Annotated in this window: 32 protein-coding genes; 30 read left to right on the forward strand and 2 right to left on the reverse strand. The window is 54.7% G+C overall.

Annotated features, from left to right (window positions below; genetic code table 11):
* Positions 1-246: 246 nt before the first annotated feature.
* The gene (gene greB, locus BN1128_RS05720) at positions 247-720 is read right to left on the reverse strand and encodes a transcription elongation factor GreB (RefSeq protein ID WP_042866973.1); all 474 of its coding nucleotides are present in this window, start codon (positions 718-720) and stop codon (positions 247-249) included.
* A gap of 223 nt (positions 721-943) precedes the next feature.
* Here greB and ompR point away from each other — a divergent pair, with 223 nt between their 5' ends.
* A complete protein-coding gene (gene ompR / locus BN1128_RS05725; protein WP_005319762.1) occupies positions 944-1663 on the forward strand; it encodes an osmolarity response regulator transcription factor OmpR in 720 nt (239 codons plus the stop codon).
* Positions 1660-2970 (forward strand): two-component system sensor histidine kinase EnvZ, encoded by a 1311-nt coding sequence (gene envZ, locus BN1128_RS05730; protein WP_042866975.1) that lies wholly within the window; start codon positions 1660-1662, stop codon positions 2968-2970. Before ompR ends, envZ begins: the two co-directional genes overlap by 4 nt.
* 37 nt (positions 2971-3007) lie before the next feature.
* Here the strand turns inward: envZ and BN1128_RS05735 are convergent, their stop codons facing one another.
* A complete protein-coding gene (locus tag BN1128_RS05735) occupies positions 3008-3922 on the reverse strand; it encodes a DMT family transporter (protein ID WP_042866977.1) in 915 nt (304 codons plus the stop codon).
* A 356-nt stretch (positions 3923-4278) separates the two neighbouring features.
* On the opposite strand from BN1128_RS05735, the gene rpsJ reads away from it, so the two are divergent.
* The 28 genes from rpsJ to rplQ all read left to right on the forward strand — a co-directional run bounded on the left by rpsJ (position 4279) and on the right by rplQ (position 17899).
* Entirely contained in the window at positions 4279-4590 is a 312-nt protein-coding gene (gene rpsJ / locus BN1128_RS05740; RefSeq protein WP_005307944.1) for a 30S ribosomal protein S10, read from the forward strand.
* 22 nt (positions 4591-4612) lie between these two features.
* The gene (gene rplC, locus BN1128_RS05745) at positions 4613-5245 is read left to right on the forward strand and encodes a 50S ribosomal protein L3 (RefSeq protein WP_005319753.1); all 633 of its coding nucleotides are present in this window, start codon (positions 4613-4615) and stop codon (positions 5243-5245) included.
* A 17-nt stretch (positions 5246-5262) separates the two neighbouring features.
* Positions 5263-5868, forward strand: a complete 606-nt coding sequence (gene rplD, locus BN1128_RS05750; protein ID WP_005340616.1) for a 50S ribosomal protein L4 — start codon at positions 5263-5265, stop codon at positions 5866-5868.
* The gene (rplW, locus tag BN1128_RS05755) at positions 5865-6167 is read left to right on the forward strand and encodes a 50S ribosomal protein L23 (protein ID WP_042019359.1); all 303 of its coding nucleotides are present in this window, start codon (positions 5865-5867) and stop codon (positions 6165-6167) included. Before rplD ends, rplW begins: the two co-directional genes overlap by 4 nt.
* Before the next feature lie 15 nt (positions 6168-6182).
* The gene (gene rplB, locus BN1128_RS05760; protein WP_005319743.1) at positions 6183-7004 is read left to right on the forward strand and encodes a 50S ribosomal protein L2; all 822 of its coding nucleotides are present in this window, start codon (positions 6183-6185) and stop codon (positions 7002-7004) included.
* 22 nt (positions 7005-7026) lie between these two features.
* A complete protein-coding gene (gene rpsS / locus BN1128_RS05765; protein WP_005307960.1) occupies positions 7027-7305 on the forward strand; it encodes a 30S ribosomal protein S19 in 279 nt (92 codons plus the stop codon).
* A 10-nt stretch (positions 7306-7315) separates the two neighbouring features.
* On the forward strand, positions 7316-7660 hold the full coding sequence (gene rplV / locus BN1128_RS05770) for a 50S ribosomal protein L22 (RefSeq protein ID WP_033130007.1): 345 nt from the start codon (positions 7316-7318) through the stop codon (positions 7658-7660).
* A gap of 3 nt (positions 7661-7663) precedes the next feature.
* The gene (gene rpsC / locus BN1128_RS05775) at positions 7664-8377 is read left to right on the forward strand and encodes a 30S ribosomal protein S3 (RefSeq protein ID WP_033130008.1); all 714 of its coding nucleotides are present in this window, start codon (positions 7664-7666) and stop codon (positions 8375-8377) included.
* Positions 8378-8389: 12 nt separating this feature from the next.
* Complete coding sequence (gene rplP / locus BN1128_RS05780; RefSeq protein WP_005340612.1) at positions 8390-8803, forward strand: 50S ribosomal protein L16; 414 nt, start codon at positions 8390-8392, stop codon at positions 8801-8803.
* A complete protein-coding gene (gene rpmC, locus BN1128_RS05785; protein WP_005319733.1) occupies positions 8803-8994 on the forward strand; it encodes a 50S ribosomal protein L29 in 192 nt (63 codons plus the stop codon). Before rplP ends, rpmC begins: the two co-directional genes overlap by 1 nt.
* A complete protein-coding gene (rpsQ, locus tag BN1128_RS05790; protein WP_005319730.1) occupies positions 8994-9242 on the forward strand; it encodes a 30S ribosomal protein S17 in 249 nt (82 codons plus the stop codon). Before rpmC ends, rpsQ begins: the two co-directional genes overlap by 1 nt.
* Before the next feature lie 147 nt (positions 9243-9389).
* Entirely contained in the window at positions 9390-9758 is a 369-nt protein-coding gene (gene rplN, locus BN1128_RS05795; RefSeq protein ID WP_005307975.1) for a 50S ribosomal protein L14, read from the forward strand.
* A gap of 11 nt (positions 9759-9769) precedes the next feature.
* Complete coding sequence (gene rplX / locus BN1128_RS05800) at positions 9770-10087, forward strand: 50S ribosomal protein L24 (RefSeq protein WP_042033862.1); 318 nt, start codon at positions 9770-9772, stop codon at positions 10085-10087.
* Positions 10088-10100: 13 nt separating this feature from the next.
* Complete coding sequence (gene rplE / locus BN1128_RS05805; RefSeq protein WP_005319725.1) at positions 10101-10640, forward strand: 50S ribosomal protein L5; 540 nt, start codon at positions 10101-10103, stop codon at positions 10638-10640.
* Between the two features lie 10 nt (positions 10641-10650).
* Positions 10651-10956, forward strand: a complete 306-nt coding sequence (gene rpsN / locus BN1128_RS05810; protein WP_005319722.1) for a 30S ribosomal protein S14 — start codon at positions 10651-10653, stop codon at positions 10954-10956.
* Positions 10957-10975: 19 nt separating this feature from the next.
* Positions 10976-11368, forward strand: a complete 393-nt coding sequence (gene rpsH, locus BN1128_RS05815; protein ID WP_005307980.1) for a 30S ribosomal protein S8 — start codon at positions 10976-10978, stop codon at positions 11366-11368.
* Between the two features lie 13 nt (positions 11369-11381).
* Positions 11382-11915, forward strand: coding sequence for a 50S ribosomal protein L6 (gene rplF / locus BN1128_RS05820; RefSeq protein ID WP_005319720.1), 534 nt, complete (start codon positions 11382-11384; stop codon positions 11913-11915).
* Positions 11916-11924: 9 nt separating this feature from the next.
* Complete coding sequence (rplR, locus tag BN1128_RS05825) at positions 11925-12278, forward strand: 50S ribosomal protein L18 (protein WP_042033858.1); 354 nt, start codon at positions 11925-11927, stop codon at positions 12276-12278.
* A 14-nt stretch (positions 12279-12292) separates the two neighbouring features.
* A complete protein-coding gene (gene rpsE / locus BN1128_RS05830) occupies positions 12293-12793 on the forward strand; it encodes a 30S ribosomal protein S5 (protein ID WP_042010196.1) in 501 nt (166 codons plus the stop codon).
* A 6-nt stretch (positions 12794-12799) separates the two neighbouring features.
* Positions 12800-12979: a 50S ribosomal protein L30 gene (gene rpmD, locus BN1128_RS24460; RefSeq protein WP_005307985.1), complete on the forward strand. Its 180-nt coding sequence runs from the start codon at positions 12800-12802 to the stop codon at positions 12977-12979.
* Between the two features lie 2 nt (positions 12980-12981).
* Complete coding sequence (gene rplO / locus BN1128_RS05835) at positions 12982-13419, forward strand: 50S ribosomal protein L15 (RefSeq protein ID WP_005319708.1); 438 nt, start codon at positions 12982-12984, stop codon at positions 13417-13419.
* An 8-nt stretch (positions 13420-13427) separates the two neighbouring features.
* A complete protein-coding gene (secY, locus tag BN1128_RS05840) occupies positions 13428-14756 on the forward strand; it encodes a preprotein translocase subunit SecY (protein WP_010672567.1) in 1329 nt (442 codons plus the stop codon).
* A 27-nt stretch (positions 14757-14783) separates the two neighbouring features.
* A complete protein-coding gene (gene rpmJ, locus BN1128_RS24465; RefSeq protein WP_005319705.1) occupies positions 14784-14897 on the forward strand; it encodes a 50S ribosomal protein L36 in 114 nt (37 codons plus the stop codon).
* A 139-nt stretch (positions 14898-15036) separates the two neighbouring features.
* Positions 15037-15393: a 30S ribosomal protein S13 gene (rpsM, locus tag BN1128_RS05845; protein ID WP_005307991.1), complete on the forward strand. Its 357-nt coding sequence runs from the start codon at positions 15037-15039 to the stop codon at positions 15391-15393.
* 14 nt (positions 15394-15407) lie between these two features.
* The gene (gene rpsK / locus BN1128_RS05850; RefSeq protein ID WP_005319702.1) at positions 15408-15797 is read left to right on the forward strand and encodes a 30S ribosomal protein S11; all 390 of its coding nucleotides are present in this window, start codon (positions 15408-15410) and stop codon (positions 15795-15797) included.
* Between the two features lie 39 nt (positions 15798-15836).
* The gene (gene rpsD / locus BN1128_RS05855) at positions 15837-16457 is read left to right on the forward strand and encodes a 30S ribosomal protein S4 (protein WP_005340600.1); all 621 of its coding nucleotides are present in this window, start codon (positions 15837-15839) and stop codon (positions 16455-16457) included.
* 25 nt (positions 16458-16482) lie between these two features.
* Positions 16483-17472, forward strand: coding sequence for a DNA-directed RNA polymerase subunit alpha (locus tag BN1128_RS05860; RefSeq protein WP_005307997.1), 990 nt, complete (start codon positions 16483-16485; stop codon positions 17470-17472).
* 43 nt (positions 17473-17515) lie between these two features.
* A complete protein-coding gene (gene rplQ / locus BN1128_RS05865; RefSeq protein WP_005307999.1) occupies positions 17516-17899 on the forward strand; it encodes a 50S ribosomal protein L17 in 384 nt (127 codons plus the stop codon).
* Positions 17900-17967 lie beyond the last annotated feature (68 nt).

Raw genomic sequence — 17967 nt, forward strand, 5'->3', positions numbered from 1 at the left:
TGATGAGGGGGCCGCATGGTGTGCATTGAGCGTCGCCGGGACTGGCCCATACCCAAGGCACCAAATGTGAGCACTATATGGGGTCGGGCGGCGCTATGCCACCCTGCTGAAATGACATGCATGGCTGTGGGGCCGAATGGCGGGAGAGGGGCTGGCCACCCAGATCCTTGTCATGGGGGCTCGTTGCTTGGACGGGTAGGGCATCAGCCCTGCCCATGGCGGGGAGGCAAGCGCTTTTCGCACCCGTCACTTCGGATAACTGATCTCGTTGACATACCAACAGACGTCACCGACTGGCGTAGGCACTATGGCCTCATCCCCGACCTCCTTCTTGAGCAGGGCGCGGGCCATGGGGGAGTCGATGGAGATGTAATCCTTGCGGCCAAAGATCTCGTCATAACCGACAATGCGAAAGCGCTTGGTCTCGCCCTCGTCGTTCTCCACCTTGACCCAGGCACCGAAAAACACCTTGCCCTCCTGGGCGGGAGCATAATCAACGATCCCCAGCTCCTCGAGGCATTTGCGCAGGTAGCGTACCCGCCTGTCGATCTCCCGCAGCCGCTTCTTGTTGTACTGGTAGTCGGCATTCTCGCTGCGATCGCCGAGGCTGGCGGCCCAGGCCACCTTGCGGGTGGTCTCGGGGCGCTCTTCACGCCACAGGAAATCGAGCTCTTCTTTCAGCTTGTTGTAGCCTTCGCGGGTGATCAGCTTGGTCTTCATGGATTTCAAGTACCTGCGTCAATGTGGGCTGATGGGCCTCTGGTGGCCCGGCCGATCTTATCCGCTGTCGCCTTGCTGTCGAGCAAAACCTGTATCGTCATGGGAGAGGACGTGGGCCGAGGCGCACAAGGCGGCCATGGGCAATAACCAGTAACATATTTATGCTTTGCCGTTGGGTGCCCGGGCTCTAGTATTGGCAACATATCGATAGGAGAGGCAAGCAATGAGTCAGCAATACAAGGTTCTGGTCGTCGACGATGATTTGAAATTACGTTCCCTGTTGGAGCGCTATCTGACCGAACAGGGATTCGTGGTTCGGGGCGTCGCCAATGGTGAACAGGCCGATCGCCTGCTGACTCGTGAAAATTTCAGCCTGATGGTGCTGGACTTGATGCTGCCGGGGGAGGATGGCCTCTCCATCTGTCGCCGCCTGCGCGAGGCCGGCAATCAGATCCCGGTGCTGATGCTCACCGCCAAGGGCGATGAGGTGGATCGCATCGTCGGGCTCGAGATGGGGGCCGATGACTATCTTCCCAAGCCATTTAATCCCCGTGAGCTGCTGGCGCGGATCCGCGCCGTGCTGCGCCGTCATACCGTAGAACTGCCCGGGGCTCCCTCGACTGCCGAGAAGATGGTGACCTTCGGCAGTTATCAGCTCAACCTGGCGACCCGTGAACTCAGCCGTGATGGCGAGCCGGTGGCCCTGACCAGCGGCGAATTTGCCGTGCTGAAGGTGCTGGTCAGTCATCCCCGCGAGCCCCTCTCCCGCGACAAGTTGATGAATCTGGCCAGAGGGCGCGAGTACACGGCGACCGAGCGCAGCATAGATGTGCAGGTCTCCCGCTTGCGCCGCTTGCTGGAGCAGGACCCGGCCCAGCCGCGTTACCTGCAGACCGTCTGGGGCCTGGGTTACGTCTTCGTGCCGGACGGTGATGGCGAATGAAGAAAGTGAGCAGCATGTTTTCCCGCATGCTCTGGTTTCTGGCCGCCGTGCTGGTGGTCTATCAGTTTGTCTCCTATGCCACCTTCTACAACTATCTGCTGGCGCCGACCGTCAAGCAGATTAGCCACCTGCTGGCCAATCAGGTCAAACTCATTTTTCCGGTCGAAAGCAACCAGCTGGCGCTGAGCGAGGATGCCGAGGCGCTGGTCTATGTGGCGACCGGCAGCGACATCTATACCCAGACAGAGGCGGAGCAGCACGGGCTCAAGGACTCCAAGCCCTACACCTATCTGGAAGAGAGCATCAGCCGCGAGCTGGGGGGCAAGACCAAGGTGCGGGTCGAGATCCAGGATCACTACATCATCTGGATCCAGCCGCCCCAGGCCAATCAGGTGTGGGTTCGCATCCCGCTGACCGAGATTGAGGATGACGACATAGAGCCGCTGATCCTCTACATGAGCGTGCTGCTGGTGGTGACCCTGTTCGCCGCCTGGCGGTTTGCCCGCCAGCTGGTGCGTCCGCTGGAGGATCTGGAGGCCGGTGCCGTGGCCGTGGCCCGTGGCAACTTCCCCGATGCGCTGGGGGAGCTCGGCTCACGGGAGGTACGCCGGTTGACCCGCACCTTTAACCACATGTCGAGCTCGATCAAGGGGTTGATCGAGGAGCGCAACCTGATGATGGCCGGGGTCTCCCACGATCTTCGCACCCCCTTGACCCGCATCCGGCTGGCGACCGAGATGATGTCGTCCGGCGATGAGTATCTCAAGGAGAGCATCAACGCGGACATTGACGAATCCAACGGCATCATAGATCAGTTCATCGACTACATTCGGCCGGACGAGGGGCTGGATACCCAGCAAATCGACCTGACCCAGCTGATCCACGACGTGCTGCTGGTGCAGACCGATCAGGGGCTGGAGGTGGATCTCGAATTGCCGGAAGAGGCGGTGCGGGTGGCCTGCAATCCCATCAGCATCCGGCGCATCCTCAACAACCTGTCGGGCAACTCGTTGCGCTATGGCGCGAGCCGCTTGCATGCCGAGCTGAAGGATGATGGCCACTGGGTGCGGCTGCGGCTGTCAGACAACGGCCCCGGAATCCCGGAGCAGGATTACTACCGGGTGCTCAAGCCTTTTACCCAGGGCAACGAGGCCCGCACCGGCAGCGGCAGCGGCCTGGGGTTGGCCATAGTCGCCAAGATTGTCTCCCAGCACCATGGCACCATACGGCTGGGTCGCTCGGAACTGGGGGGCTTGCTGGTGGAGATCCGGCTACCCAAGAACCAGCCACTGGAGTGGATGGATTGAGAGAAGGGCGTATCCGTGGATACGCCCTTCTGCATTGTCAGGCTTGCGGCTCGGTGCTCTTGCGGTAGCGCTTGCCGTATTTGAGCTGCTGGATCAGCAGGGCGGCCACGATCAGCCCGAGCCCTATGGGGGTGGCCGGGTGTATGGCTTCGCCGATCAGCAGGTTGAGCAACACCAGGGAGGCAAACGGCGAGATGAAGATGAGGTTGCTGATGGGGGCTGTGTTGGTGGCGTGGCGCAGGGCCATCAGCCAGAGCACGAAGCCGAAACCCATCTCGAACAGGCCCACATAGATGGCGCCGGCCCAGCCCTGCCAAGCGGTCATGGCAAAATCGGAGAGCAGCCAGGTCGCCGCGATGATGAAAGGAAGACTGATGATGAAGCCGAGCAGCAGGCTGACGATGGGGTCTCCCTGATTGCGGGTGTTGAGGATCCAGTAGCTGGCCCAGATTAGGGTCGATACCAGCGCCAGCGTCACCCCGAGCGGGCTGTCGAACTGCAGGCCGAACACATCTCCCCGGGTGGCGATCACCAGAGCGCCGAAGTAGCCCAACACGATAGCCACGCCGTCGCGGCGGCGCAGCTTCTGGCCGAGAAAGGGAACGGCCAGCAGGCTGAGGGTGATGGCCCAGGTGTAGTTGAGAGTCTGCGCCTGTTGTGCGGGCAGCAGATCATAGGCCTTGAACAGCAGCAAGTAATAGAGGAAGGGGTTCAATACCCCCAACGCCAAGTAATAGAAGGGGCGGGCCTTGAGGTAACTCAGCAGCAGCGCCAGCTTGCCCTGTTTGGCAACGATGGCGCCGAGAGTCAGGGTCGAGGTGAAGGCGGCCACAAGCAGCAGCTGCACAGGCTCGAAGTAGGCGAGGGAAATCTTGAAGGCGGTGGCGACCGTCGACCAGAGGGCAACGGCGCAGAGTCCATATTGATAGGCTTTCTTTTGATCTTTGAGCATCGGATGTCGTTCCACTGACGGAGGCAGGCGCACAGTCTACCAGCCTGTTTGTAACATTGTCGTTACCCCCGGTTGGCAGGGAATGGCGTCACCGCCAGCGAGATCCATCTGTCACATAAAACTGCGCACAATCTGTTCGCTCTCCCTTGCGAAAATTTGAAAAATCCGTATAATCCTCTCCGCTTGCCCATGAGGTAAGCCAGACGATATGTCTGCTGCTGAGTTGTTTGTTTACTGACAGCCGGCCATACAGTCCTCCCGATATGGGGGGAAACGTGAAAAATCACACCTCTGGCGGGATTGCTCCCGGTCGGGCGGTGTTGATTTATGTTCTTTTATCTATTGGAGCTCTGTCAATGCAGAACCAAAGAATCCGTATTCGCCTGAAGGCTTTTGATCATCGCCTGATTGATCAATCCACAGCGGAAATCGTTGAAACTGCAAAGCGCACCGGCGCGCAGGTTCGCGGTCCTATCCCGCTGCCGACTCGCAAAGAGCGCTTCACCGTCCTGATCTCCCCGCACGTCAACAAAGATGCGCGTGATCAGTACGAGATCCGCACTCACAAGCGTCTGGTAGACATCGTTGAACCGACTGACAAGACCGTTGACGCTCTGATGCGTCTGGATCTGGCAGCTGGTGTAGACGTCCAGATCAGCCTGGGTTAATTACGGAAAGAGGTTGATAACAATGACAATCGGTCTTGTAGGTCGCAAAGTGGGTATGACTCGCATCTTCACTGAAGATGGCGTTTCTATCCCGGTGACTGTTATCGAAGTTGAAGCTAACCGTGTAACTCAGGTCAAATCTGTAGAAACCGACGGCTACAACGCTATTCAGGTTACCACTGGCGCCAAAAAAGCCAGCCGTGTGACCAAGCCGGAAGCTGGCCACTTTGCCAAAGCTGGTGTAGAAGCCGGTCGCGGTCTGTGGGAATTCCGCTTGAACAACGGTGAAACTTTCACTGTTGGTAGCGAGCTGAAAGTAGATCTTCTCGCTGACGTTAAGATGGTAGACGTTACCGGCACATCCAAGGGTAAAGGTTTTGCGGGCACTGTAAAGCGCCACAACTTCCGCACCCAGGATATGACCCACGGTAACTCCTTGTCTCACCGCGCTCCGGGTTCTATCGGTCAGAACCAGACTCCGGGTCGTGTATTCAAGGGCAAAAAGATGGCTGGTCACATGGGTGCTGAGCGTGTAACGACTCAGAACCTGGAACTGGTTCGTGTTGACGCTGAACGTAACCTGCTGCTCATCAAAGGTGCAGTCCCAGGTGCAACCAACGGCAACGTGATCGTCAAACCTGCCGTCAAAGCGTAACGTCTGAGGAGATAGTAATGGAATTGGTAATGAAAGACGCCAAGAGCGCTCTTGAAGTTTCCGAGACTACCTTCGGGCGCGAATTCAACGAAGCTCTGGTTCACCAGGTCGTCGTTGCATATGCCGCAGGTGCCCGTCAGGGTACTCGCGCGCAGCTGACTCGCTCTGAAGTGTCTGGTGGCGGCAAAAAGCCGTGGCGTCAGAAGGGTACTGGTCGTGCCCGTGCTGGCTCCATCCGTTCGCCCATTTGGCGTTCCGGTGGTGTGACTTTTGCTGCTAAGCCGCAAGATCACAGCCAAAAAGTAAACAAGAAGATGTACCGCGGCGCTATCCGTAGCATCCTGTCCGAACTGGTACGTCAAGAGCGCCTGATCGTTGTCGAGAAATTCGGCATCGAAGCGCCGAAGACCAAAGAACTGATCGCCAAGCTGAAAGAGATGGAACTGACTGACGTTCTGATCGTGACAGCTGAAGTCGATGAGAACCTGTTCCTGGCTGCTCGCAACCTGTACAAAGTTGACGTGCGTGACGTTGCCGGTATCGACCCGGTCAGCCTGATCGCTTTCGACAAGGTTCTGATGACTGCTGATGCAGTTAAGCAAATCGAGGAGATGCTGGCATGATCCGCGAAGAGCGTCTGTTGAAAGTTCTGAAGGCTCCGCATATCTCTGAAAAGAGCACCATGGTCGCCGAGAAGCAGAACACTATCGTGTTCAAAATTGCTGTCGACGCCACCAAGGCGGAAGTCAAAGCTGCAGTTGCGAAACTGTTCGAGGTCGAAGTTGAGACCGTCCGTACCCTGAACATGAAGGGTAAAACCAAGCGCGCAGGTGCACGCGTAGGCCGTCGTTCCGATTGGAAAAAGGCTTATGTGACCCTGAAAGCTGGTCAGGACATCGACTTCATGGGCGCAGCCGAGTAAGAGGAGTTCTGAAAAATGGCAATCGTTAAGTGCAAGCCTACTTCTCCGGGCCGCCGCCACGTCGTTAAGATCGTCAATCAAGAGCTGTACAAGGGTAAGCCCTTTGCCGCTCTGCTGGACAGCAAGAGCAAGTCCGGTGGTCGTAACAACAACGGTCGTATCACTACCCGTCATATCGGTGGTGGTCACAAGCAGCATTACCGTATCGTCGACTTCAAGCGCGACAAAGACGGTATCCCGGCCAAAGTAGAGCGCCTGGAATACGATCCTAACCGTACCGCTAACATCGCTCTGGTGTTGTATGCAGACGGTGAGCGTCGTTACATCCTGGCTCCGAAAGGCCTGAAAGCTGGTGACGCTATCGCTTCTGGTGCTGATGCCGCAATCAAGGTAGGTAACACCCTGCCGATGCGCAACATCCCGGTCGGTTCGACTGTTCACGCCGTTGAGATGAAACCTGGTAAAGGTGCCCAGCTGGCTCGTTCCGCTGGTACTTTCATCCAGATCCTGGCTCGTGAAGGTAACTATGTAACTCTGCGTCTGCGTTCCGGCGAAGTACGTAAAGTTCTGGCCGAGTGCCGCGCCACTATCGGTGAAGTCGGTAACTCCGAGCACATGTTGCGTCAACTGGGTAAAGCCGGTGCCAACCGCTGGCGTGGTATTCGTCCGACCGTTCGCGGTATGGCGATGAACCCGGTCGACCACCCGCACGGTGGTGGTGAGGGTCGTAACAAGGGCATGCAGCCTGTGTCCCCATGGGGCCAGAAGGCTAAAGGCTTCAAGACCCGTAAGAACAAGCGTACCGACAAGTACATCGTACGTCGTCGTAACAAGTAATTGTTAACATAGAGGAATCACCATGCCACGTTCTCTCAAGAAGGGTCCATTTATTGACCTGCACTTGCTGAAGAAGGTAGAGAAAGCGGTGGAAAGCGGGGATAAAAAGCCGGTTAAGACCTGGTCCCGTCGTTCAATGATCATCCCGAACATGATCGGTTTGACCATCGCTGTCCATAATGGTCGTCAGCACGTTCCGGTTTTCGTTACCGAAGAAATGATCGGTCACAAACTGGGTGAATTCGCACCGACTCGTACTTATCGCGGCCATGCTGCTGATAAGAAGGCTAAGAAGCGCTAAGGGATAAATGATGGAAGCTATCGCTAAACACCGTTATGCCCGTACTTCTGCCCAGAAAGCTCGTCTGGTAGCCGATCAAGTACGTGGTCTGTCTGTAGACAAGGCTCTGAATCTCCTGACCTTCAGCCCGAAAAAGGCTGCTGTGCTGGTTAAGAAAGTGCTGGAATCTGCCATTGCAAACGCTGAGCACAACGAAGGCGCCGACATCGACGCCCTGCGTGTTGCTACTATCATGGTCGACGAAGGTCCCTCCATGAAGCGCATCCGTCCGCGTGCCAAAGGTCGTGCGGATCGTATCCTCAAGCGTACCGCTCACATCACTGTAGTGGTATCCGACGCTAAGGCTGGGAGATAAGCAATGGGTCAGAAAGTACATCCTAATGGCATTCGCCTGGGTATTACCAAGCCTTGGAATTCTACCTGGTTCGCGAACACCAAAGACTTCGCTGACAACCTGTACAGCGATTTTCAAGTACGCCAGTTCCTGACCAAGGAGCTGAAAAACGCTTCCTTGTCCAAGATCACTATCGAGCGTCCGGCCAAGAGCATCCGTGTGACCATTCACACCGCTCGTCCGGGTGTCGTGATCGGCAAGAAAGGCGAAGACGTTGAGAAACTGCGCAAAGCCGTCGCCGTAATTGCTGGCGTGCCTGCTCAGATCAACATTTCCGAAGTCCGCAAGCCGGAGCTGGATGGCAAACTCGTTGCCGACAGCATCACTTCCCAGCTGGAACGTCGCGTTATGTTCCGTCGTGCTATGAAGCGCGCCGTACAAAACGCCATGCGCCTGGGTGCCAAGGGCATCAAAGTGGAAGTGTCCGGTCGTCTGGGCGGCGCTGAAATCGCGCGTACCGAATGGTACCGTGAAGGTCGTGTGCCTTTGCACACCCTGCGTGCCGACATCGACTACGCAACTTCTGAAGCCCACACCACTTACGGTGTGATCGGCGTCAAAGTTTGGATCTTCAAGGGCGAAGTTCTGGGCGGTCTGGCTGCAGTCAATGCTGCCGCTGCTCAAGAGCAAGCTCCTGCAAAGCCCAAGCGTGACAACAAGCGCCGCGCTGCTAAGTAAGGAGATCGGTAAATGTTGCAACCTAAGCGTACTAAATTCCGCAAGACCCATAAGGGTCGTAACCGCGGTCTGGCCACCTCTGGTAACGAAGTATCCTTCGGTACCTTTGGCCTGAAGGCGACATCTCGTGGTCAACTGACTGCTCGTCAAATCGAAGCAGCCCGTCGTGCCATGACCCGTCACGTTAAGCGTCAAGGTAAGATCTGGATCCGTGTATTCCCGGACAAGCCCATCACCGAAAAGCCCCTCGAAGTTCGTATGGGTAAAGGTAAGGGTAACGTGGAATATTGGGTCTGCCCGATCCAGCCTGGCAAGGTTCTGTACGAGATGGACGGTGTACCTGAGGCTCTGGCGCGTGAAGCGTTTGCCCTGGCCGCAGCTAAGCTGTCTGTTCAGACCACTTTCGTAATTAAGACGGTGATGTGATGAAAGCCCAAGATCTGCGTCAAAAGAGCGTCGATGAACTGAACCAGGAGCTGCTGGGCCTGCTGCGTGAGCAATTCAACATGCGCATGCAAGCGTCCACCGGCCAGCTGGCTCAGACTCACACTCTGAAACAAGTGCGTCGTGACGTCGCACGTATCAAGACTGTACTGACTGAGAAGGCAGGTGCGTAATGACTGACAAGATCCGTACTCTGCAAGGTCGTGTAATTAGCGACAAGATGGAGAAATCCATCACTGTTGCTATCGAGCGCAAGGTAAAGCACCCGATCTACGGTAAGATCATCAAGCGCACTACCAAGCTGCACGTACATGATGAGAACAACGAGTGTAAAGCTGGCGATCTCGTGGAAATCCGCGAGTGCCGCCCGCTGTCCAAGACCAAGTCTTGGACCCTGGTTGCGATCTTAGAAAAGGCCTAATCGGTACTTTTTAGCCCAAACGGCCCCTTAGCGGGGCCGTTTGTTTTTTAGGCTACCTTTTCTAAAAATCCTGTGTTATAGTTTCGCGCCTTTTGAAGGCAGCCAGATCCCGAGAGGGATAAGAAGTAAACAAAGCGGAGCACTAAAATGATCCAGATGCAAAGTATGCTGGGCGTAGCCGACAACTCCGGCGCTCGCAGTGTAATGTGTATTAAGGTTCTGGGTGGCTCGCACCGCCGTTACGCCGGCATCGGCGACATCATCAAAGTTTCCATTAAGGAAGCCATTCCTCGCGGTAAAGTGAAGAAAGGTGATGTGTATAACGCGGTGGTCGTACGCACCCGTAAAGGCGTTCGTCGTCCGGACGGCTCAGTCATCCGTTTCGACAACAATGCGGCTGTGTTGCTTAACAACAACCAACAGCCAATCGGTACTCGTATTTTTGGCCCGGTGACCCGTGAACTCCGTAATGAGAAGTTCATGAAGATTGTGTCCCTGGCACCCGAAGTACTGTAAGGAGTCGAACGATGGCAGCTAAAATCCGTCGCGAAGACGAAGTGATTGTTCTTACCGGCAAAGACAAGGGCAAGCGTGGCAAAGTCACTCAAGTCCTGGTAAGCGAAGGTAAGGTATACGTTGAAGGCATCAACCTGGTGAAGAAACACCAAAAGCCGGTACCCGCACTGGGTCAGGCTGGCGGTATCATCAGCAAAGAAGCCCCAATGGACGTTTCTAACGTAGCGCTGTTCAACTCTGCCGCTGGCAAGGCTGATCGCGTTGGTTTCCGGATTGAAGACGGCAAAAAAGTTCGTTTCTTCAAATCCACCGGCGAACTTGTGAAGTAATTGGAGTTTAACGATGGCGAAACTGCATGATTACTACAAATCCGATGTAGTAAATGAACTGGCCAAACAGTTCGGTTACAAGACTATCATGCAAGTCCCTCGGATCGAGAAAATCACCCTGAACATGGGTGTTGGTGAAGCTATCTCTGACAAAAAGCTGTTGGAAAATGCCGCCGCCGATATGGCTGCCATTTCCGGTCAGAAGCCGCTGATCACCAAAGCTCGCAAATCTGTTGCGGGCTTCAAGATTCGTGAAGGCTACCCGATAGGTTGTAAAGTAACCCTGCGTGGCGAGCGTATGTGGGAGTTCCTGGAACGGCTGATTTGCATCTCCGTACCGCGTATCCGTGACTTCCGTGGCCTGAACGCTAAAGCGTTCGACGGTCGTGGTAACTACTCCATGGGCGTGCGTGAGCAAATCATCTTCCCGGAAATCGACTATGACAAAGTCGATCGCGTTCGTGGTCTGGATATCACCATCACCACTTCCGCGAATACCGATGAAGAAGGCCGTGCTCTGCTGGCTGCCTTTAACTTCCCATTCCGCAAGTAAGGTTAGGGTTATGGCTAAAACATCCATGAAAGCACGTGAAGCAAAGCGTGCGAAGCTGGTAGCCAAGTTCGCGACCAAGCGAACCGAGCTGAAAGCTATCATCGTTGATATGAACGCTTCTGAAGAAGCGCGTTGGGATGCTGTCTTGCAACTGCAACAGCTGCCCCGTGATTCCAGTCCGTCCCGCCAGCGTAACCGTTGCAATATTACTGGTCGTCCGCACGGTTTCCTGCGCAAGTTTGGCCTGTCTCGCATCAAGGTGCGTGAGCATGCCATGAAGGGCGAAATTCCAGGCCTCAAAAAGGCCTCTTGGTAAGAATCTCGGGAGTTAGACTATGAGCATGCAAGATCCGATCGCGGACATGCTGACCCGCATCCGTAACGGTCAGGCGGCGAGCAAAGTTGCGGTTTCCATGCCTTCTTCCAAGCTGAAAGTGGCAATCGCCAAAGTGCTGAAAGAAGAAGGTTACATCGCTGGCTACTCCGTAGCGGGTGATGTGAAGCCGGAACTGGAAATTGAATTGAAATATTTCCAGGGCAAACCGGTTGTAGAACTGATCCAACGCGTGAGCCGTCCCGGCCTGCGTATTTACAAGCGCACTACTGATCTGCCGAAAGTTATGGGCGGTCTCGGTGTTGCTATCGTGTCCACGTCTAAAGGTGTGATGACCGACCGTGCTGCCCGCAAGGCAAGCATGGGCGGTGAGATCATCTGCTACGTCGCTTAATAGGAGGTCGGAAATGTCTCGCGTTGCTAAGGCACCCGTCACTATTCCTGCTGGCGTAGAGGTGACTCTGAACGGTCAGGAACTGTCCATCAAAGGTGGTAAAGGTTCTCTGGTTCGTTCCATCCACGCCGGTGTAGAAGTGACCAAAGAAGACAATGTACTGAAGTTCGCCCCGCGCGACGGCATCGCTGGTGCTGACGCTCAGGCCGGTACTGCACGTGCATTGGCTAACAACATGGTAATCGGTGTTACCCAAGGCTTCGAGCGTAAGCTGCAGCTGGTTGGTGTAGGTTACAAAGCCTCCATCAAGGGCAATGCTGTCGCGCTGGCCCTGGGCTTCTCTCACCCGGTAGAGCATGCGCTGCCGGCTGGTGTCACCGCTGAATGCCCGACCGCTACAGAGATCGTTCTGCGCGGTGTGGACAAGCAGCTGGTTGGCCAAGTCGCCGCCGATATCCGTTCTTACCGCGCTCCGGAGCCCTACAAGGGCAAGGGTGTACGCTATGCCAACGAGCAAGTGCGTACTAAAGAAGCTAAGAAGAAGTAAGGTAACACTATGGACAAGAAAGCAGCTCGTCTCCGTCGTGCTACTCGTGCTCGGAAGAAGATGCAGGAACTGGGAGCTACCCGTCTGGTTGTTCACCGTACCCCGCGTCATATCTACGCGCAGGTTATCGCAGCCAACGGTTCCGAAGTTCTGGCCTCTGCTTCTACAGTAGAGAAAGCCATCAGTGAAGGGCTCAAACACTCCGGTAATGCTGATGCAGCTACCGCAGTGGGTAAAGCAATCGCTGAGCGTGCTATTGCCAAAGGCGTTCAGAACGTATCTTTCGATCGTTCCGGTTTCAAGTATCACGGTCGTGTAGCCGCTCTGGCTACCGCTGCTCGTGACGCTGGTCTTCAGTTCTAAGCTAGGAGTCGAAGATGGCTAAAGTCGAATCTCAAGCCGGCGAACTGCAAGAAAAGCTTATTGCAGTAAACCGTGTTTCGAAAACTGTTAAAGGTGGTCGTATCATGTCCTTCACCGCGTTGACCGTGGTGGGTGATGGTAACGGCCGTGTAGGTTACGGTTACGGTAAGGCCCGTGAAGTTCCGGCCGCTATTCAAAAAGCGATGGAACAGGCTAAACGTAACCTGAGCAAGGTAGAACTGAACAATGGCACTCTGCACCACCCGGTGCGCGGTGTTCACTCAGGTTCCACCGTGTTCATGAAGCCGGCCTCACAAGGTACTGGTATCATTGCAGGCGGCGCCATGCGTGCTGTTCTGGAAGTTGCTGGTATCCACAACGTGCTGGCCAAGACCTACGGTTCCACCAACCCAATCAACGTTGTTCGCGCAACTGTCGACGCTCTGGTACAGGGTCAATCCCCGGCCCAGATCGCTGCCAAGCGTGGTCTGCGCGTTGAAGAAATTCTGGGGTAATGCGACATGGCTAACACTGTAAAAGTAACTCAAACTCGCAGCTCTATCGGCCGTCTGCCAAAGCACAAGGCGACTCTGCGTGGTCTGGGTCTGCGTCGCATTGGTCACACCGTTGAGCTGGAAGATACTCCCTGCGTACGCGGTATGATCAACCAGGTTTATTACATGGTTAAGGTGGAGGGCTAAGCATGCGTCTGAATACTCTGTCTCCGGCCGCTGGTTCCAAGCCTGAAAAACAACGTCGTGGCCGTGGTATCGGCTCCGGCCTGGGCAAGACTGGTGGTCGTGGTGTGAAAGGTCAAACCTCTCGTTCCGGTGGCGGTAAAGTCCGCGCTGGTTTCGAAGGCGGCCAGATGCCTTTGAAAATCCGTCTGCCGAAGTTCGGTTTCTTCTCTCGCAAATCTTTGGTTTCTGCCGAAGTGCGTCTGAACGAAATCGCCATGGTAGAAGGTGATGTGGTCGATCTGAGCACTCTGAAGCAAGCCGGTGTTGTTACTAAGAACATCGTTTTCGCTAAAGTTGTTCTGTCTGGCAACATTGACCGTGCTGTGACCGTTCGTGGTGTGTCCGTCACCAAAGGTGCACGTGCAGCCATCGAGGCCGCTGGCGGTAAAATCGAGGAATAATCAGTACAATGGCTAAGAAACCAGGATTGGATGTTAAAGCACAGGGTGGTCTGAGTGAACTGAAGAGCCGTCTGCTCTTCGTTCTCGGGGCGATTATCGTTTTCCGTGCAGGCTCTTATGTGCCGATTCCTGGTATTGACGCCGCCGTACTGGCCGAGTTGTTCCAACAACAGAAGGGCACCATCATTGAGATGTTCAACATGTTCAGTGGTGGTGCACTCTCGCGTGCTTCTATTCTTGCGCTGGGGATCATGCCGTACATTTCGGCGTCGATCATTATTCAGCTGCTGACTGTGGTTCACCCCGCTCTTGCTGAACTCAAGAAAGAAGGTGAATCTGGCCGTCGCAAGATTAGCCAATATACCCGTTGGGGCACGCTGGTTTTGGGAACTTTCCAGGCCATTGGTATTGCAACCGGTCTGCCGAATATGATGCAAGGACTCGTGACTCATCCGGGTTTGGGCTTCTATTTCACGGCCGTTGTGAGTCTGGTCACCGGTACCATGTTTTTGATGTGGTTGGGTGAGCAGATTACCGAGCGTGGGATCGGTAATGGTATCTCGTTGATTATTTTCACGGGTATCGTTGCTGGTTTGCCGCATGCCATTGGTGCTACGGCCGAACAGGCACGTCAAGGGGAATTGCACATCCTGCTGTTGTTGTTGCTGGGCTTGATTGTTTTCGCAGTGACTTACTTTGTGGTGTTCGTGGAACGTGGTCAGCGTCGTATCGTCGTTAACTACGCCAAGCGTCAACAAGGCCGCCAGGTATTCGCCGCGCAAAGCACACACCTGCCGTTGAAGGTGAATATGGCCGGTGTGATTCCTGCGATTTTCGCATCCAGCATCATCCTCTTCCCAGGGACCATTACCTCTTGGTTTGGTCAGGGCGAGGGCAAGATCGCTGATATCCTGCAACAGGTCTCTATGGTCCTGCAGCCAGGTCAGCCCTTGTATGAGATGTTGTATGCAGCAGCCATTATCTTCTTCTGTTTCTTCTATACCGCGCTGGTGTTCAACCCCCGCGAGACAGCAGACAACCTGAAGAAGAGTGGAGCCTTTATCCCGGGGATCCGCCCGGGCGAGCAGACAGCACGTTACATCGATAAGGTTATGACTCGCCTGACATTGGCAGGTGCACTCTATATAACCTTTATCTGTCTGGTACCCCAGTTCTTGATGACTGCCTGGAACGTACAGTTCTACTTCGGTGGCACTTCGCTGCTGATTATCGTGGTAGTTATCATGGACTTCATGGCTCAGGTACAAACCCATATGATGTCTCATCAATATGGCGACGTCCTGAGGAAGGCCAACCTGAAGGGCTACGGCCGCTAAAGGTCGGCGTAGTTACGGAGTTAAGCAATGAAAGTTCGTGCTTCCGTTAAGGCAATCTGCCGTAACTGCAAAATCATCAAGCGTCACGGTGTGGTGCGTGTGATTTGCAGCGAGCCAAAGCATAAACAGCGCCAAGGCTAATTTTTTACGGTTAGTACTTGCAACAAATAGTTGTGCTGGCTAATATAGCCAGCCAACTTTTGTTGTGTATTGGTTGACCGCCACGTATCCGCTCACGGGCTTTGTGGTGGTCGTTATCTACGCTACGTAGGAGTGAACAGTGGCCCGTATCGCTGGCATTAACATTCCTGACCATAAGCATGCAGTCATTGCGTTGACTGCGATTTATGGCGTCGGTCGTACCCGCTCCAAGGCCATCTGTGCCGCAGCCGGTATTGCTGAGAATGTGAAAATTAAAGACTTGGACGAAGCTCAGATCGAAAGTCTGCGCGAGCAAGTAGGTAAATTCACCGTTGAAGGTGACTTGCGTCGTCAGATTTCCATGAACATCAAACGCTTGATGGATCTGGGTTGCTACCGTGGTTTGCGTCACCGTCGTAGCCTGCCTGTTCGTGGTCAACGTACCAAGACCAACGCTCGTACCCGTAAGGGTCCGCGCAAGGCTATCAAGAAGTAACGGGAAGGTAGAAAATGGCTAAAACTCCGACTCGTGCTCGCAAGCGCGTTAAAAAGCAAGTGAGCGACGGTATTGCGCACGTTCATGCATCTTTCAACAACACAATCGTGACCATTACTGACCGTCAGGGCAATGCTCTGTCATGGGCTACCTCCGGTGGTTCAGGTTTCCGTGGTTCCCGTAAGTCCACTCCGTTTGCTGCCCAGGTAGCTGCTGAGCGTGCTGGTGAGATCGCCAAAGAATACGGCGTGAAGAACCTGGAAGTCATGGTCAAAGGTCCGGGTCCCGGTCGTGAGTCTTCCATCCGCGCTCTGAACGCGGCTGGTTTCCGCATCACTAATATTACTGATGTGACTCCGATCCCGCACAACGGTTGTCGTCCTCCCAAGAAGCGCCGCGTATAACGCTGTAGCTACTTGGTCTAGGATTGTTGGAGAAAGAAGATGGCAAGATATATCGGTCCTAAGCTTAAGCTTAGCCGTCGTGAGGGCACCGACCTCTTCCTGAAGTCTGGTGTTCGTGCGATTGATTCTAAGTGCAAGATTGACACCGCCCCTGGTCAGCACGGTGCGCGTAAAGCGCGTCTGTCCGACTACGGTGTTCAGCTGCGCGAGAAACAAAAAGTTCGTCGTATCTACGGCGTATTGGAAAAACAGTTCCGCAACTACTACCGCGATGCTGCCCGTCAAAAGGGTAACACCGGTGAAAACCTGTTGCAGCTGCTGGAAGGTCGTTTGGACAACGTTGTTTACCGTATGGGCTTCGGCGCTACCCGTGCTGAATCTCGTCAGCTGGTGAGCCACAAAGCCATCATGGTAAACGGTCGCGTTGTGAACATTCCTTCTTTCCAGGTTTCCCCTGAGGACGTGATCTGCGTTCGTGAGAAGGCTAAGAAGCAAGCGCGTATCAAAGCTTCCCTGGAAGTTGCTGGTCAGCGTGAGAAGCCGACTTGGGTAGAGGTTGATGCCGCTAAAATGGAAGGTGCTTTCAAGCGTCTGCCAGAGCGTTCCGACCTGTCTGCCGACATTAACGAACAGCTGATCGTCGAGCTTTACTCCAAGTAAAGCTAGCTTCTAAAGAGAGGACACAATGCTGGGTTCTGTAACAGATTTTCTTAAACCGCGGCTAGTTGACATCGAGCAAGTTAGCCCGACTCATGCGAAAGTGACTCTTGAGCCACTCGAGCGTGGCTTTGGTCACACGCTGGGCAACGCCCTGCGTCGTATTTTGCTGTCATCTATGCCCGGTTGTGCAGTTACTGAAGTCGAAATTGACGGGGTACTGCATGAGTACAGCAGCAAAGAAGGTGTACAGGAAGACATTCTTGAAATCCTGCTCAACCTGAAAGGTATAGCTGTAAAGCTGGAAGGCAAGGACGAGGTAACTCTGTCCCTGACCAAGTCTGGAACAGGCCCCGTTACCGCTGGTGATATCACTCACGGTGATGAAGTCGAGATCGTAAACCCGGAGCACGTAATCTGCCACCTGACTGGCGCCAATGCTGAAATCAGCATGCGGCTGAAAGTTCAGCGCGGTCGTGGTTATGTGCCTGCTTCTGCTCGTGTTCACAACGATGACGAAGAGCGTCCGATCGGTCGCCTGCTGCTGGACTCCGCGTTCAGCCCCATCGTTCGTATTGCCTACAATGTTGAGGCAGCACGTGTGGAACAGCGTACCGACTTGGACAAGCTGGTCATCGACATGGAGACCAATGGTACTCTGGATCCTGAAGAAGCTATCCGTCGTTCAGCCACTATTCTGGCCGAACAACTGGAAGCCTTCGTGGATCTGCGCGATGTCAGCGTGCCCGAGAAGAAAGAAGAGAAACCCGAGTTTGATCCGATTCTGCTGCGTCCTGTCGATGATTTGGAGCTGACAGTTCGTTCTGCGAACTGTCTGAAGGCAGAAGCTATCCACTATATTGGTGATCTGGTACAGCGTACCGAAGTTGAGTTGCTTAAGACTCCTAACCTCGGTAAGAAGTCCCTGACTGAGATCAAGGACGTGTTGGCCTCCCGTGGTCTGTCTCTTGGCATGCGCCTCGAGAATTGGCCGCCCGCCAGCATCGCTGACGAGTAATCCAGATTACGGGTTTCACAGATTTAGTTAGAAGGATAAGGTCATGCGCCATCGTTTGAGTGGTCGTCAACTGAACCGGAACAGCAGCCATCGTCAGGCTATGTTCCGCAACATGGCCAGCTCCCTGGTTCGTCATGAGATCATCAAGACGACTCTGCCTAAGGCAAAAGAGCTGCGTCGTGTAGTTGAACCGCTGATCACCCTTGCCAAGACTGATAGCGTTGCTAATCGTCGCCTGGCATTTGCCCGTACTCGCGATAACGCGATCGTGGCTAAGCTGTTCAATGAACTGGGCCCGCGCTACCTGGAGCGCGCCGGCGGTTATACTCGCATTCTGAAATGCGGTTTCCGTGCAGGCGACAACGCTCCTATGGCTTACATTGAGCTGGTAGACCGCCCGGCCGCTGCTGAAGCAGCTGCTGAGTGATAAGAAAAAGCCGGGCTTGTCCCGGCTTTTCTTTTAATGAATTCTGATACTGCCTCAACTGCCTCAAC

The organism is Aeromonas piscicola (genome assembly GCF_000820005.1).
GTDB lineage: Bacteria > Pseudomonadota > Gammaproteobacteria > Enterobacterales > Aeromonadaceae > Aeromonas > Aeromonas piscicola.

Excerpts from the sequence above, each read along its gene's own strand:
- rpsQ (WP_005319730.1), top strand. The coding sequence starts at position 8,994 with ATGACTGACAAGATCCGTACTCTGCAAGGTCGTGTAATTAGCGACAAG.
- greB (WP_042866973.1), bottom strand. The coding sequence starts at position 720 with ATGAAGACCAAGCTGATCACCCGCGAAGGCTACAACAAGCTGAAAGAA.
- BN1128_RS05860 (WP_005307997.1), top strand. The coding sequence starts at position 16,483 with ATGCTGGGTTCTGTAACAGATTTTCTTAAACCGCGGCTAGTTGACATC.
- BN1128_RS05735 (WP_042866977.1), bottom strand. The coding sequence starts at position 3,922 with ATGCTCAAAGATCAAAAGAAAGCCTATCAATATGGACTCTGCGCCGTT.
- rplR (WP_042033858.1), top strand. The coding sequence starts at position 11,925 with ATGGACAAGAAAGCAGCTCGTCTCCGTCGTGCTACTCGTGCTCGGAAG.
- rpmD (WP_005307985.1), top strand. The coding sequence starts at position 12,800 with ATGGCTAACACTGTAAAAGTAACTCAAACTCGCAGCTCTATCGGCCGT.
- rplQ (WP_005307999.1), top strand. The coding sequence starts at position 17,516 with ATGCGCCATCGTTTGAGTGGTCGTCAACTGAACCGGAACAGCAGCCAT.
- rpsS (WP_005307960.1), top strand. The coding sequence starts at position 7,027 with ATGCCACGTTCTCTCAAGAAGGGTCCATTTATTGACCTGCACTTGCTG.
- rplV (WP_033130007.1), top strand. The coding sequence starts at position 7,316 with ATGGAAGCTATCGCTAAACACCGTTATGCCCGTACTTCTGCCCAGAAA.
- rpsD (WP_005340600.1), top strand. The coding sequence starts at position 15,837 with ATGGCAAGATATATCGGTCCTAAGCTTAAGCTTAGCCGTCGTGAGGGC.
- rplN (WP_005307975.1), top strand. The coding sequence starts at position 9,390 with ATGATCCAGATGCAAAGTATGCTGGGCGTAGCCGACAACTCCGGCGCT.
- rplE (WP_005319725.1), top strand. The coding sequence starts at position 10,101 with ATGGCGAAACTGCATGATTACTACAAATCCGATGTAGTAAATGAACTG.
- rplB (WP_005319743.1), top strand. The coding sequence starts at position 6,183 with ATGGCAATCGTTAAGTGCAAGCCTACTTCTCCGGGCCGCCGCCACGTC.
- rplC (WP_005319753.1), top strand. The coding sequence starts at position 4,613 with ATGACAATCGGTCTTGTAGGTCGCAAAGTGGGTATGACTCGCATCTTC.
- rplP (WP_005340612.1), top strand. The coding sequence starts at position 8,390 with ATGTTGCAACCTAAGCGTACTAAATTCCGCAAGACCCATAAGGGTCGT.
- rplF (WP_005319720.1), top strand. The coding sequence starts at position 11,382 with ATGTCTCGCGTTGCTAAGGCACCCGTCACTATTCCTGCTGGCGTAGAG.
- rplD (WP_005340616.1), top strand. The coding sequence starts at position 5,263 with ATGGAATTGGTAATGAAAGACGCCAAGAGCGCTCTTGAAGTTTCCGAG.
- rpsH (WP_005307980.1), top strand. The coding sequence starts at position 10,976 with ATGAGCATGCAAGATCCGATCGCGGACATGCTGACCCGCATCCGTAAC.
- rpsJ (WP_005307944.1), top strand. The coding sequence starts at position 4,279 with ATGCAGAACCAAAGAATCCGTATTCGCCTGAAGGCTTTTGATCATCGC.
- secY (WP_010672567.1), top strand. The coding sequence starts at position 13,428 with ATGGCTAAGAAACCAGGATTGGATGTTAAAGCACAGGGTGGTCTGAGT.
- rpsN (WP_005319722.1), top strand. The coding sequence starts at position 10,651 with ATGGCTAAAACATCCATGAAAGCACGTGAAGCAAAGCGTGCGAAGCTG.
- rpsC (WP_033130008.1), top strand. The coding sequence starts at position 7,664 with ATGGGTCAGAAAGTACATCCTAATGGCATTCGCCTGGGTATTACCAAG.
- rpsK (WP_005319702.1), top strand. The coding sequence starts at position 15,408 with ATGGCTAAAACTCCGACTCGTGCTCGCAAGCGCGTTAAAAAGCAAGTG.
- rpmC (WP_005319733.1), top strand. The coding sequence starts at position 8,803 with ATGAAAGCCCAAGATCTGCGTCAAAAGAGCGTCGATGAACTGAACCAG.
- ompR (WP_005319762.1), top strand. The coding sequence starts at position 944 with ATGAGTCAGCAATACAAGGTTCTGGTCGTCGACGATGATTTGAAATTA.
- rpsE (WP_042010196.1), top strand. The coding sequence starts at position 12,293 with ATGGCTAAAGTCGAATCTCAAGCCGGCGAACTGCAAGAAAAGCTTATT.
- rplX (WP_042033862.1), top strand. The coding sequence starts at position 9,770 with ATGGCAGCTAAAATCCGTCGCGAAGACGAAGTGATTGTTCTTACCGGC.
- envZ (WP_042866975.1), top strand. The coding sequence starts at position 1,660 with ATGAAGAAAGTGAGCAGCATGTTTTCCCGCATGCTCTGGTTTCTGGCC.
- rplW (WP_042019359.1), top strand. The coding sequence starts at position 5,865 with ATGATCCGCGAAGAGCGTCTGTTGAAAGTTCTGAAGGCTCCGCATATC.
- rpmJ (WP_005319705.1), top strand. The coding sequence starts at position 14,784 with ATGAAAGTTCGTGCTTCCGTTAAGGCAATCTGCCGTAACTGCAAAATC.
- rplO (WP_005319708.1), top strand. The coding sequence starts at position 12,982 with ATGCGTCTGAATACTCTGTCTCCGGCCGCTGGTTCCAAGCCTGAAAAA.